Annotated in this window: 6 protein-coding genes; all 6 read right to left on the reverse strand. The window is 31.8% G+C overall.

Going from position 1 to position 15,096, the window contains the following annotated elements:
- Positions 1-54: 54 nt before the first annotated feature.
- The 6 genes from DAD81_RS07440 to DAD81_RS07465 all read right to left on the reverse strand — a co-directional run bounded on the left by DAD81_RS07440 (position 55) and on the right by DAD81_RS07465 (position 15,040).
- Positions 55-3,186 (reverse strand): sensor histidine kinase, encoded by a 3,132-nt coding sequence (locus DAD81_RS07440; protein ID WP_111707625.1) that lies wholly within the window; start codon positions 3,184-3,186, stop codon positions 55-57.
- Positions 3,187-3,770: 584 nt separating this feature from the next.
- On the reverse strand, positions 3,771-5,867 hold the full coding sequence (locus DAD81_RS07445; RefSeq protein ID WP_111707626.1) for a glycosyl hydrolase 115 family protein: 2,097 nt from the start codon (positions 5,865-5,867) through the stop codon (positions 3,771-3,773).
- A gap of 146 nt (positions 5,868-6,013) precedes the next feature.
- On the reverse strand, positions 6,014-7,888 hold the full coding sequence (locus DAD81_RS20880; RefSeq protein ID WP_218939682.1) for a hypothetical protein: 1,875 nt from the start codon (positions 7,886-7,888) through the stop codon (positions 6,014-6,016).
- 217 nt (positions 7,889-8,105) lie between these two features.
- The gene (locus DAD81_RS07455) at positions 8,106-10,670 is read right to left on the reverse strand and encodes a glycoside hydrolase family 3 C-terminal domain-containing protein (protein ID WP_179950032.1); all 2,565 of its coding nucleotides are present in this window, start codon (positions 10,668-10,670) and stop codon (positions 8,106-8,108) included.
- Positions 10,671-10,700: 30 nt separating this feature from the next.
- Positions 10,701-12,095, reverse strand: coding sequence for a glycoside hydrolase family 30 protein (locus DAD81_RS07460; RefSeq protein ID WP_111707628.1), 1,395 nt, complete (start codon positions 12,093-12,095; stop codon positions 10,701-10,703).
- Positions 12,096-12,178: 83 nt separating this feature from the next.
- On the reverse strand, positions 12,179-15,040 hold the full coding sequence (locus DAD81_RS07465; protein WP_111707629.1) for a glycoside hydrolase family 2 TIM barrel-domain containing protein: 2,862 nt from the start codon (positions 15,038-15,040) through the stop codon (positions 12,179-12,181).
- Positions 15,041-15,096: the final 56 nt, after the last annotated feature.

Consider the following 15,096-nt stretch of genomic DNA (forward strand, 5'->3'; position numbering starts at 1 on the left):
ATATTTATTGTTACCAAACGTAATTTAGTGCTAGGGCTAAAAATCTGAATTATTTTACTTTGAAAAAGTAATGATAAAATCGCTGCCTTTTCCTACTTCACTTATTACTGAAATATCGCCTCCATTTTGGTTAATAAACTCTTTACAAAGTATAAGACCCAATCCTGTGCCTTTTTCATTGTTGGTCCCGTTTGTTGATATATTCTCGTCTATCCTGAATAATTTTCCAAGAACTTCTGCAGTCATGCCAACACCTGTGTCTATAATGTGCAGTTCAATATTATCTTCATTTTCTTTATAGTTGATTGTAATAGTGCCCCCTTGAGGAGTAAACTTGATAGCATTGTTTACCAGATTTCCTATAAATGTTACTGAAGTGTTTCGGTCTATAAATAACTCAGTATCAGGAGGTATATTTAGTATTATTTCAATATTTTTTTTCGAAGCATTAAATTTGTACGGAGCAATACTTGATTCAACTAATTCTTTCAGATTGAGTATTTCTTTATTAATTTCTATCCGTCCTGTTTGTGTTCGAGCCCAGATAAGTAGATTATCCAACAATTCAAAAGCCAACTTGGATGATTTATTTATCATACCAATAATCCGCTTTCTATCGGCATCATCCATTGAGTCATATTCCGTATTCAATATATCCGAAAATCCTAAAATACCATTAAAAGGGCTCCTAAGATCGTGAGAAATGATGGTGAAAAACTTATCTTTGGTGGAATTTAAGATGTTAAGTTTCTTATTGTTGGCTTTTAATTCGATAGCTTGATTTTGCAACTTTTCTTTTTGATTAGATATATCAGCAGTTCGCTCATTTACAATCTGTTGTAGTAGTTTATTATGCCGTTTCAGTCGTGCTGAGTTAATTCTTGTTAGTAACCATATGAAAATCATTGTGAATATTCCAAATAATGTATAGGCTAACCAAGTTCGTTGCCAGGGTGGTAGTATTTTAAAAGGATAGGAAGCTATTTCTCCTTGTTTTCGATAGATATTTTGTGATTTTACTTCAAAAATATAGTTTCCTTCGTTCAGGTTGGTATATTCCTTTTTGTGATCAGTTGTCCAGACAGACCATTTGGTATCTGAAGAACCAATGAGACGATAAGAAAACAAATTCTTTTCCGATTCTTCGTAAAAAGTAGCAGAATAGTGAAAGATCAAATTATTATCCTTGTATTTTAACGTTACGGGTTCTTCAGCGAGTGAAAGATTATCATTTGCAGTACCCGCATAAAACAAACTATCTTTACTATATATATTACGAATTAGTGTATTGAATGGGATATTGTAATTAACTTTTTGTGTAGGATGATATTCTAATGCGCCCAAATTTGTTCCAAAATAAACCAAGCTATCGGAGAGAGGGTTAATAGAATATGCATTAGTACAACTTCTATCGGTAAATTTTAAAAAAGGAGTTTTCAAAACCTCATATTTGCCGTTAACTAATTTCAATGCTCCTTTTTCACCAATACTACCTTTTAAATATTCTTCAAAATAAATAGTATTGCTATTTGGATTCTGCATTAAATGAAAGACACCATTTTTAAACATTGGGAAGCCAGGGTGTGGCTCAAAATCATTTTCATCAGGAAGGTATCGGTAAATACCTTTGTCTGAAGCAAATATAATTTCACCATTATTTAAGCGGTATGGCATTACAAAAGAATCGGGCAAATTAAATTTACTCCCAGAGAATTCTTGTAAAAAACTTACACTATCCAAGGTCTTGTTTAAGCGTAATTTATATATGTGGTTGTTAGCTGTTAACCATAAATTTTCATTGTTGTCATCTACAATATAGCGTGCTCTTTTGTTAAACCCTTTTATGAAATGTTTAAATACCCATTGTTTATTTTGGAATTCCATTAAAGCCAATTTATTATCTGCTACTTGCGCTATGATATGATTTGGATGCTTGTTTAAGTGCATTATGGCTAAACTAGTACCTAACTTCTTAAAATCCTTTGATTGTATAGCTTGGTTATTTTTTATTTCAAATATCCCGCTTGGGCTATTCCCTAATAGTAACTTCCCATTTGCTTGAAATAAGTAATAATTCTGACCTGTTGTGCCTTTAATCCGGTCAAATTTACTTTCTTTGTTTTGTATGTACAGATTTTCACTTGTGCCTACATATAATTTATTTTTAAATTTATTCACACAATAAACCGAACCATCTAATCCATTTTTATCTGTATAGTTTTTAAATGGTAAGTTGCACATAATTAAGCTAATTGAATTTTCGCTAGTTATCCATAATTGATGGTTTAAATCTTGAAATAAATAATTGGCATGATCATTTTGTAATCCGTTTAACTTATTATAATGGTTAACTATTTTACCTAGTTTGTCAAAAACAATAATACCATCGTTACTTGTACTTATGGAAAAATGACTGTTGCATGAGACAGTTCCACTGAAAGCATTGTTTTTGATAAGGAAATTATCTACAGCTTCAAATCCTTTAGGTTTCCATAAATTTGGTGTTTTATTTGGGTTATAAATGAAAACTCCTTGTTCATGTGTAGTCAACAATATATCATCATTCTCGAAAGGAAGCATTTCTGTAATATATTTGCTTTTTAGGTCTTCTTTATTTGTTAGAAGACGAAGACTTTCGTTTTCGTAAGTATACAATTCGCCTCCTTCTTTTTGAATATATAGTCGATTATTCACTGTAAACTCACCACTAAATTTTGTGTCGCTAACTAATACCTCAATTTCATTATTTTGCAGTATATATACTTTAGAGTCTGCAATAAAAAAAACCTTGCCTTCTAAAGTATAAATATTCCATATATGTAATACATCTTGATGCTCTTTAACAATTTTCTCTTTTAATGATATATAATTTAATTTACCAGTATTATCAGGTTGTAAATATCCAAAATCGGTCTCCAGACCCACATAAATAACACCAAGACTGTCGATACATATTGAGCGCGCACGTGTTTGAGTATCAATATTCCTCCAATTTACACCATCATATTCTAATATTCCACTGTTATTTGCAAAATACATGATGCCTCGGTTATCTTGTGCAATGGACCAATTTTGTCCTGGAGAGTTATACTCTTTGTGTGAAAAATTACTAATGAAAGTTGTTTGTGCAAAAAGACTCGTTGTTATAAGAAGTAGGGTAAATAAACTTTTTATTTTTCTTATCATTTTTTTTAATATTTAGTCTAGTATAAAATTATTAATTTAAAAAAATGTTCAAAAGTCATATTTTTCTTTATTACAGGGGTTTATGGTATTTTTAACATTCACTTTCCATAATTTACTTTTATGAAACTTCAAAGTTTCAATATAACAACTGAATTTTTTTAAGGCAAATAGTTGATGTTGGGAACGTGTGTATATTGAAAATTGCGATTTTAGATTCGTTATTTTTCAATAAATAAAAGTAATCTAATTTAGATTAATAACCATTCTAAATAAAGGAATTCAACAATTTTTGAGATGCGGTGTGCCTATTTTAAAAGATGACTCAAATGTAAAGAAATACGAGGGTTATTGTTGGAGAAATATTAATTTCATGGCATTCAAGGCAAGAAAGAATATCAAGAAAAACTATTCGCTAACTTTCAGTTAAGTAAGCGAATAGCATGATACAATTTTTATAGGAGATTAAAGGATATTTTGGATTTTATTACCTTTTACAACGATTACCATTATTGTATGCCGTTACTTATCAGTAATTTCATTTGTTTTATTAGCTCTATAAAAGGATTTAACAGAAGGTAAATCTGTTAATCTGCATTTTTCATGTATATAAGTTCATTTTGATATTTACTATCAAAAAAGGGCTGATATTTATACTGGATTCCTGGTGTTTTTGAATTTCTATTTTTGTATTCTAAATTAAAATATTTTAGATCTTTAACATGGTTTAAATAATTAGTAAGTACTTTTTCTATTCTCCAAGTTAAAGCCGTTTCATCCCAACGATACCAGTCTTTAAACTTTCCAAAGCCATTGTTTTCAATTTGTTTTTCAATCTTTAAAGCTTTTTTAGCATGTTCTAATGCAGCGTAGCCTGCCAATTGACTTTTGTGATAATCTTTATTAATATAATAAGTTAAAGATTCTGAAAACTTAGAAGCCATACCAGTTAACTCATACATTTTTTGAGTAGGTAATACCATATCAATGTTAAAGTAGTTTAAATTACTACCTTTTAAATAACCTTTTGCATTTAAAGTTTGTTGAACAGAAGTAGTCCATTTTTGATGGTAATTTTCATATAATTGTTGATACTCTTTTAACGCAAAAGTCATTTTAGAATGAAAACCTTCCAATTTATTAAATTGCTCTTTTTTATTATTAGGAAATTCTTTTTTAAAGAACTTATCAGAAATCTCCTTTTGGTAAGCCATATTTAATAGACGTTCTACATAATAAAAATACCATTCATCTCCAGGTTTTCTTTCTACGTCACCTAAATCAAATTGATTGCTGAAAAAATCTTTATAAGTCTGGATAACATTTTTAGAAGTAGTGTTTAGTTTTTCTTTGGCATATAAATCAAAATAGTAATCTCCTGACGTTTGGTTTTTATATGCATTATAATCATTCATATAATTTACCATTTGTTGAATACCAAATACTTTTTCTTTAAAATTCCCAACGTTTAAAACAATCATATCTGTTAAACCATTGTTGATGGCTTTTCCCATTTCTCTATGAATAGTATTTGGATGAATAGTGTTAATTCTTAAATGTGTTTTTCTATTATGATAAGATACATGTTGATAAATTCCTTTTCCTTGTTTAGTGTTTTTTGAAGATTTCCAAGTTCCTTCAGGAAATGTAGCATAACCTTGATCTGAGTATAATATGATAGTGTTTTCAGGGTATTTAATAAGACCTTTACGATACATACCTCCTAATTCGCTCCATAAATAGCCACATACAGTTGGATTTTCATTTCCCGTAATTTCTTTGATTAAATCATATTGTGTTTGAATTACTTGATTTATTATTTCTGACTTTTTAGCATCAGAGCTATTTGCAGACATATTGGGATCATCATTCCAAAATGCTCCGTCTAAATAACCTCTAAAATTTAAAGTCCATATTACTTTTTTACCCTTTTGTCTCTCTATAGCATCTCTCCAAAATTTTACAAAATGTTCTTTTTGAGTAGACCAAGAATAAGGAATGTTTTTAGGCCAGTATAAAGGAACACTTCCTACAGGTTCTGCATGATGTTGAGCAATATATAACCCCATATCTGATGCCAATTTTAAATGAGGTTCATCAGACAACACTAGGGTAGAAGGGATGACTCCTGTCATTTTTAATCGTAGCATTGTTTCATAGATTTTTTCCATGAACTCTAGATTAAAACCATATTGAAGTTTTTCTTTTTGAAAACCAACAACTAAATCTTCGTCATTTATAAAAAAAATACGATGTTTAAATGTGTATGGTTTAGATTTTATGGTTTTGGACTTTACATGTATTTCAGATTCAATATTAGGTGTTACATCAGTAAAATAGATCATTGGATCTATATCTAAATAATCTTCAGAAAAACTATAGATAGCATGAAGTAAACCTAGTTCATCGGATCCTGTAAATATAATTTTATTTTGTTTTATATCTATTTTGTATTGATCAAACTCAGACCAATTATTATCAATAGTAAAATTGATTATTATAGGCGTTTTTTTTGATTTAGTAGTTCCAAATTTTAAATTAAAATCATTTTGCAATGCTTTTTGAGCATATTCAATAGAAACGAGGTTCGTATTGTTCTTAATAATTAGATTGTTATATATTTTAATATCTTTTGCAGAAATGCTAATGGTAATAAACAGTATTAATAATTTAAAATATTTCATATAATTTGTTTTCGTGTGCGCACACAAATATATGTAATTTTATAATAAATAATTAGATGTAAGTAAAGTTAGTTTTGTCAAATTTGTTAAGTATAAATATAAATAACTCAGATAATTTCAAAATAACTTTTTTTGAAAAAGGTTAATTATTTAATTGAACTATTTAACTGGTTGAATTCTATATCTTTATATAAAACAATTTTATCAATTTGTAAAAACTCTGATCGCCCTCCAATTTTAATAGCGTATTGCCCTGCTTTAGGAAACTCAACTGTTAGCCAGGGCTGCCCTTTTTCGTGCAAATCGAGCTGACCATTTAAGGCGAATAATCCTTTAGCTCTCCCATGGAATTTATTATATCCTTTAAGTTCTATTTTATTACCATAGCATTGGGCATCAGGGAAATTAATCCATGCATCGTTAGATGTATCACCTTCGGAATTATCTGGCTGTCTCATCATCCATTTTACAGTATATAATCCGGGTTCTTCAACTATAAAATAAGCATCACAAACTTCTTTGTTTACCACTTCCTGATAATGATTTTCGCCAATATATTGGATATATCGTCCTCCGCTTGCGTTTTTATCATTAGCAAATTTCCAATGTCCATGTAAATCAAAATGTTCACCTTCAATACTAATAATAGTTCCACTGGTTTTCTTCTTTATTTCTTTTTTAACACAATGAAACTTCAACTGAGTCCATCTACCACGGGCAAAAGCAAAAGCATCATCTTCAGGTATCTTTCCGTTTGAATTTGAATTAAATTCAACCTGTATATCATTAACATCTTCAAGCGTAACATTGTTAAAAGTGTGTGTATAAACTTTGTAATCTTTTTGTGTTCCCTTATTTTGAATTTTTCCTATCTCTTTGCCATTAACTTTCAATCTATAAGTTGATTCCCCATCTATTTCTCCTAAGGTTGAAATAGTGATATTATATAATCCTTTAGGTGCTGTCAGTTGCACCTTGCTTGCTGCATATACATTTTGGTGTTGCGCAGCATCAATAGCCATTGCTTTGCGGTAGTTATCTTTATAAGGTTGCGCAAATCCAGGTATTGTTAGTATTGGAAAATCTTCTACTGCCAACAACGTAAAATTGTTGTTTGAATCTAACTCTTTAGTTACACTAATACCTTGTAAAGAATTTGGAATACCATTTCCTAAAAAGGAATTAAACTTTTCGGGATTCCCATTTTCGTCTCCTGTAAGTAACCAAAACAACATACCAGCGTCAGAAATATCAGCCTTTCCAGTATCATGCGCTTGTACTCTTTTATACATCCATCTAATACTTTCATCTTTATGATCTCGCATCCAATACCAAGGAGAAAAATCTTTTCCAGAACACCACAACACATTTGGTTTAGTACAGGCATTTTGATCATTAATTTTATGATATTGAATTCGGTTTCCACACAATTCTTGAATATTAGCCCAAGTATGATGCCAATCACGTCGAGTTTCATTTTCATTAAAACCACTATGCGAAACTAATTTTACATGTTTTAGCGCTTCTAAACCTCCCATTTCTATTGCTTTTTCAACAGCTTGATAAACAAATTCTGATAAACCAGCGTGAATAAAATAAAGAGGATTCTTTGCTGTTGACTTTGCCATTTCAATAGCTAAACTAGTTTTAGCATTTTCTAACTGCGTAGTAACATCATAAAATTTTGAAGCATTAAAATGCCACCTAATAATTGCGCCATCACAGCTTATTTTATTTTGATTTTCACTATCTGGTCCAGCTGGAGCATCAATAAAATTATTATAAGAACAATGAACCAATTTATCTTGTAACTGAAGCTTAGCAATTATAGCCAAACTTGCTGCTGAAGCTCCCCAATCATCTGGATCACCTATTGGCCATTTATACTGATTATCTGGAGCGCTGTTGCCATCAAAACTAATAGCAATACGATTGTTATTGTAGTTCCAACTTTGGGCATTTAGTATGCTTGATATATTGAAAACAATTATGAAAGTTAGTACTAGGTGTTTTTTCATCATTTTAATTTTTTTAATATAAAACTGCTTTTTTTTAACTCAAATTGGTTACTACTGTTTTAAAATAAACTTATTAATTAAAAAAGTTTTTTATTTCCTTGAGGAATTATTTTTATGGATTACTATTTTACCTCAGAACGAACGTTTTTAATAACCATTAAATAACATCCCAATAAAAACAAACTGCTAGCCAAATTACGATGAGCAATTTGTTTTTTAATTATTTACTAGGGTAAACTGTATATGCTTTCAAATCACCCGGAGGGTATATTGTAATTGACTTTAATTCAACTTCTCCATCTAATATTTGAGCATTAATCTTTTGTTCTACACCATATTCGGGCGGAATAGGTATCTTAATTTTCAACTTACCTTTTGCTTTTACATCTGATTTATTCAGTTTATAAGTATCAATATTGTTACCAAGTATTGATAACTTAAAGACTGCTTCCCTGCTTTTTACCTCATAATTAACAACCGCATCCCAGGTATTTACATAGAAGCCAGGGTCTGTGAAGGTGGTTTTAAATACTAGCCCTTCTACTTTATTCTCTTCTTTTTTTACTACTTTCAGAAAAGACTTATCTGTATAGATAGCATCCCATTTTTTAGTACGTAGTGGGTCGTTTGCATCGAACCAAGCACTTTTGTTTTCAATATTTACAGGGGCTAAAGCACCGCTTCCTACTTTAATTGTTTTACTTCTGCTTATGTTTTCTGATGAGTTACCCACCAATATATCAAATTTACCTTTGTATACTTCAAACTGAGAATTGATGGTGTCATAGTAAGCAAAAGCTTCATATGGTACATCGAGCACAACATTTTTTGTTTCACCAGCTTTTACATTCACACGTTTAAAGGCTTTTAGTGCTTTTAGTGGTACTTTTGTTTTCGAATATAAATCTTTGATGTAAAGCTGAACCACCTCGTCACCATCACGTGCTCCAGTGTTTTTTACATCAACGTTTACTTTCATTCGTTGGCCTAAATTTAGTGTGGTTTTATCTAACTGAAGGTTTGCTATTTCGAAATTAGTATAGCTTAATCCAAAACCAAAGGGGTAAAGAGGTTTACCTTCATAATACATGTAAGTACGATTGTTTTTGATGTTGTAATCGTGCATATCGGGTAGATCTTCGTGTGAATTATACCAAGTAGAATTCAACTTACCACCAGGATTTACCTTTCCAAACAAAACATTGGCAAGTGCAGTTCCTTGTTCCTGACCATTGGGCCACATACACACAATGCCCGGGATGTGCTTTTGTGCCCATGGAATAGCAGTAGGGCCACTTGGCACCAATACAAGAACTACGTTCTTGTTCACACGGTAAATTTCTTCAATCAATCGCTGTTGAATTCCTGGGAGTGCAAGGGAGTGACGATCTACATTTTCGGTAGAAGTACCTTCGTCGTTACCCACTACTACAATAGCTAATTCTGCTTCTTTTGCTGCTATTACGGCTTCTCGAAATCTCGACTTATCATCATTACCATCTGCTATACCGCAGCCTTCCTTGTAAACAATTTTTGCTTTGGTGGCTGCTTTAATACCATCGAGTGGAGTTATTTTACTTTGGGGATGTCCAGAGTAAATTCCCAACCAGCATTGGTCGGCAAATGGTCCCACTACAGCTATCGATTTATAATCTTTTTTTAAAGGTAAAATACCATCGTTTTTTAGCAATACCATTGATTGTTCTGCTGCTTTACGAGCCAAATTTTTATGTGCATCACATTCTAATACTGATTTTGGAATATCTGCCCAAGGGCTCAACTTTTTATCATCAAAATCACCTGTCATAAATCGCAAACGCAATAAACGAGCTACTGCTACATCCAATTCTTTTTCTGTAATCAAACCTTGCTCAATAGCACCTTTCAAACCTTTTACCATTTTTGAAGCTTTCGGGCGAAAACATTCTTGATCGCAAGAGGCTTTGATGGCCATTGATGCAGCTATTTCGTAACTATCTACTAACTTTTTGTAGTCTTTGTGGCCACCAATATCACCCCAGTCGGCTATCACATAACCTTTGAATCCCCATTCATCACGTAGCACATTCTGCAGCAACCATTTGTTTGTGGAACAAGGAACACCGTTAAGTCCGTTTAGTGCAGTCATAATTCCAGCTGCTTCTTCATCGGTAACCAATGATTTGTAAGCTGGGAAATAATATTCGCGTAGGTCTTTCTCGGATATATTTGAGTATAAGTTTTCACGACGAAACTCTACATTATTAGCAACAAAGTGCTTTACTGTCGTTACTGTTTTTAGATATTTATCATTGTTGCCTTGCATACCACGCACATACATACGTGCCATTTCTGTCATTAAAAATGGGTCTTCGCTATAACACTCTCCATTGCGGCCCCAGCGAGGATCGCGCGCCATGTTTACGGTTGGTGAAAACATCATCACTTCTTTTTTACCTATATTCTTTAAAGCGCGAGCTTCGTTAGAAATCGCTGTAGCCACTTCGTGCATTAGCTCCGGGTTCCAAGTTGCTCCCATTGCAATATTTTGCGGAAAAGAAGTTGCGCCCCAGCCAATAATACCGTGCAAAGCTTCTCCATACCACATATAGGAGGGGATACCCAAACGTTTTATAGCTGGAATATCGGAACTACATTGGCTTATTTTTTCTTCTAATGTCATCTTCGACAATAAATCATTTAACCGCTCATCAATAGGTACGTTAGGATCTTTCCAGGTTTGGGCGTTTATTAAATTCCCCATAATAAGGAATAATAACATAAATTGATTTGTAATAGTTTTCATTTTAAAGGTTTGCATTATTAAGTAAATTATTTAGTATAAAACTATTGCGGTAACTGCATTAGAAGGAACATTAACTTTTATTGACTTGTCTTCAATAGCCAATTCAAAAACACCATCTTTATCATCAGTATTTTGTACCAAAACTTTTATGGTTCCATCTGGTGATTTTACGGTGATAATTGGGTGACTATTACCTCTGTTTACTGATGCTATGCGCACATCTCCCGGTTGAATAAACTTGCTAATAATGTACATAGCATTGTAATCTGGATTGTATTGTATAGTTTTATTTTTGCGATCAATGTTAATTAATGAGTTTTGTGGCCAATCCCATCCGCTTTTAGTGGTTTCGTTCAAAACCATGTTCCAATAAGTGAAATTGGTACTACCACTGTTAATATAACTGGCTACTTCTTTTAATCTGTTCTTAGCTTCATCTGTAGAGTTTTTTCCATTATAGCAGTCACCTTCGGTATGTATAATTTTTATATTAGGAACTAAAGTTCGTGCATCGTTAATAATTTTTGTTTCAGTATATTGAATACCAATACCATCAATTCCTTCAGTATTTTTACATTGAACAAAATCCATTAAATCCATTTGGTCAGCAGCTCTAAACGTTCCTGCATAAATTTTGGTTTTAATTTTATTTTTTTTGAAGGCAGGAGCCATATATTTGTTTGCAAAAGCAACCATTTCTTTAGCAGGAAATACACAACTTGGATACTTTGTATCGGCATCATTTTCATTTTGAATACAAATACGATCAACTATAACACCTTCTTTAGCATATGCCTGAACATATTTAACAAAATAATTGGCGTAGGCTTTTTTAATTTTAGAACCGCTTTTCATTCTATTTCCTTCTTTTTGTAAGCCAACCATTTTACCGCTTTCTTTCATCCAAGCTGGAGGACTCCAAGGTGAGGCAAATAAGGTGAAATTAGGATTTATTGCAATGGCACTTTTAATGTAAGGCAGTACATATTTTTTATCGCGCTCTATAGAAAATTGATCCATTTCAAAATCATTAGGTGTTATAGAGTAGCTATAGGCATCAATTCCAAAGTCACTTGCTCCAATTGCCGTTCTACAAAATGAAAAATTTGCTTTATTAGGAGAAAATAAGTTGTTCATTAATTCTTCTTGTTCTTCTATTGGAAGTGAAAGTAGTGCCTCACCACCAATTTCATTAAATGCACCTCCAATACCTTCTATGGTTTGAAAAGTTACATTTGGTTGAATGTAAATACGATTTTTCCAACCCACCTTTTTATCTTGGGTGTTGTTTTCAACTTTAAATAATGGTGAAGCTATTCCATCGTCGAGTTTTACAGCAAATACATTAACTGCGTTAGTTTGTGCAAAACTGGTAATATTTAATGCTAATCCAATTATTAGCAATAGTTTTTTTATGTTTTTCATTCTTATGTTTTCTTGATGTTTTGTTTAGATTTTATTCATTTCACAGTTAAGCAAACGATATTTAACCTGCTTGAAAATACAAGCTATTTTATACGTTTAAACTCAAATCCATTCAACCAAGTGTGTGCATCTTTTTTATCAGTTTCAAATTTGATAACGACTGGATTTACACCATCACTCTCAATAAGATTAGTTACAAACATTGGTTTTCGCTCACCTATGTCTGTTCCATCTTGAATTCCCACCGTAGCGTCGTCTGATATGAATTCATATATTCCATTGGCATCACTCAATTCTACTTTCATTTCGTATGGGAATAACTTTTTTAAGTTTTGAAATGAATGGTGGTAAGATTTCAATTTAAACTTACCTCTTGGTAAATTATTTATTGTTAATGTAAGTTTACCATTTTCTGTGTAAACACCATCACAAGCCATAAAAGCCAAGTCTCCCAAAATGGCATAAGTACCTTTTCTCCAAGCTAAACTAGATTCTGAACTTACCGTGAATGCGTAATCTCCAGTTTTAAAATTAAGTGCAGTTTTATCTCCTCCATTTACAATACTCCAACCAAATTGCTCCAATTGGTCTTCAGTTTGAATATCAATTTTATATGTTGGATATTCATAAATTGGTTTAACTTTTGCCATTATTTCATTAGAAATAAATGGCGTTGAATTTATAACAAGTTTTCCAGGTTTTAAATTTCCTAAAGTTGCTTTTATACTAATTTCTCCAGCCTGTTCAGCTCCTTTTAGATAAATTGTAGCTACACCTTGATATGTTTGCATATTTTCGGTAAAACGCTTATTTGCGTACATTATTGAGCCTTTACCTTTTGCTTCAAAATGTACTTTTACATTAGCATTAGTAACTGTTTCTCCATTTTCATCTACTACATATGCACGAATCATTTTTAAATCTGAACCACCAGATTGCAATAATAAATCAGGGTTATCAATAGCTAATTTTAAAGCATACGGTTCTAATGTTTTAGTTCTTGAATGAGTTGCCACTGTAGTATTGAAACTTAAAGTTTTTGCAGTAATTTTTTCGTTAGTCCAATTATAGTTAAATGTAAATGAAGGGTGATTATTCCACAATCTTAACGGATCGTTATCTGCTTTTTGAATTGCTACTAATTTATCATTTGCATAAAGAGCTACTTCGGTAGCATTACTATACACATGTATTTTTCGATTTTTATAAACCGATTCATCTGCAATATGAACGTATGGAGCATTTGTTAATTCTGATTTATACCAATAATATGATGGATGTGGAATTCTATAAGCTGTTTGTAAACCATACTCTGTAATAAAATCGTAGGTTTCAGGGTTGGCTTGTAAACGATTGTAATCTGCTCCTACCCAAAGTAATGCGCCAATATTATTTTTACGCTTTTTATAACGAGAAATATGGTGCTGCTGAGAAAGACCATTGTGAGAATATCCGTGTTCCATTACCATACAAAAATCACCTTCAGGAAAATCTGTTTTACGATAATCCATAGTCGCATAAATATCAGTAATTCCCGCATTTTTTATTCCATTCCAAGGAGCTGATGCACTTGCTGTTAAACGAAAAGGATCTTCTTCTTTAGCTGCATTATTTAGTTGTGGTACTGGACCTCTATGGTTAATTCCAGCTCCCCAAATTATAATTGAAGGATGGTTTCTATGATTACGCACCATTATTCTGAGAGATTGCTCCAATTTATCCATCCATTCACCTTCTTTCCATCGGATCCAAGTAGCTGGTTCTTCATAAAGTAAAATTCCAAGTTCATCACAAGCTTCAATAAAAGAATTGTCTTGAGGGTAATGAGATAAACGAATTGTATTAATACCTGCCTTTTTGTAATTTAAAGCTGCTTCATAATGCATTGAATTAGGAACGGCATCTCCTATATGTGGGTAACTTTGGTGACGATTTACTCCAACCATAAAAAAGGGTTCACCATTTAATAATAAACCTTGTCCATCTACTAATTTAATAGAACGAAAACCAAATTTATTTTCAACAAAATCAACAGCTTTACCATTCAAATAAATAACTGAAACTGCTCTATATAAATAAGGATCACTTGGTGACCATAAACGAAAATCATCTATTATCTCTGTTGTTTGACGAAATGTATGTGAATGTCCAGCTTTAACTTTTGAAGTTGATTTTAACTTTTTAATTAAGTATCCATCGGCATTCAATATTAAGGTTTCTATTTGGCATTCCGCTTGATTATTATACTCATTTACTATTGTAGTTTTTACTGAAACCGTTCCATTGTTCTTTTTAACAACCGGAGTGGTAATGTGAACGCCTGCATCAAAACTTTCCCAATTATAGTTTACGTGTAATTTATTGGTTTTAACAAGGTAAACATCTCTATAAATTCCACCCCATTTTAAATAATCGGTTTCAAATGGATCAGGAGCAATTGTTGGATTGAAGCTATTATCGGCTAATACTGCTATAGTGTTTTTTTCTCCTGAAATTACAAAGTCAGTTATATCAAAATGATGTGGTACATAACCATTAACTTCAAACCTACCAACAAACTTACCATTTACATAAAGCTCAGTAGCATTATGTACACCCTCAAATTCTATAAAAGCTTTTTCATCTTCTTGAAGTTTAATTAGCATCTTTTTTCTATACCAATTATGATCTCTAATAAATTGTTTCTGTTGCCACTTTTCAGAAACACTGTCTAATCTTAAAGATAGCGGATCTGGATTATGTGGTAAGCAAACATTTTCCCATTGGTTATCATTAAAATTAATGGCAATAGGCTTATTTGCTTTAGGCATTTTAGAAAATTTCCAATTGAGGTTTATATTCTCTTTTGTTCTATTAGTATTAGGATAACCTTCAGGCGTTTTTGCATATGAAGCTCCAAAAGTTCCAACTAATATAAATACAACTAGTAGTTTAATAATTTTCATTTTATGATTGCTTTATAATTTCAATTACAACAAGTTTATACCTTTTTTTATCCGTT

This window comes from Lutibacter citreus, assembly GCF_003260195.1.
Taxonomy (GTDB): domain Bacteria; phylum Bacteroidota; class Bacteroidia; order Flavobacteriales; family Flavobacteriaceae; genus Lutibacter; species Lutibacter citreus.

Coding starts and splice junctions, on each gene's coding strand:
- DAD81_RS07440 (WP_111707625.1), bottom strand. CDS start 3,186: ATGATAAGAAAAATAAAAAGTTTATTTACCCTACTTCTTATAACAACG.
- DAD81_RS07445 (WP_111707626.1), bottom strand. CDS start 5,867: ATGAAATATTTTAAATTATTAATACTGTTTATTACCATTAGCATTTCT.
- DAD81_RS20880 (WP_218939682.1), bottom strand. CDS start 7,888: ATGATGAAAAAACACCTAGTACTAACTTTCATAATTGTTTTCAATATA.
- DAD81_RS07455 (WP_179950032.1), bottom strand. CDS start 10,670: ATGAAAACTATTACAAATCAATTTATGTTATTATTCCTTATTATGGGG.
- DAD81_RS07460 (WP_111707628.1), bottom strand. CDS start 12,095: ATGAAAAACATAAAAAAACTATTGCTAATAATTGGATTAGCATTAAAT.
- DAD81_RS07465 (WP_111707629.1), bottom strand. CDS start 15,040: ATGAAAATTATTAAACTACTAGTTGTATTTATATTAGTTGGAACTTTT.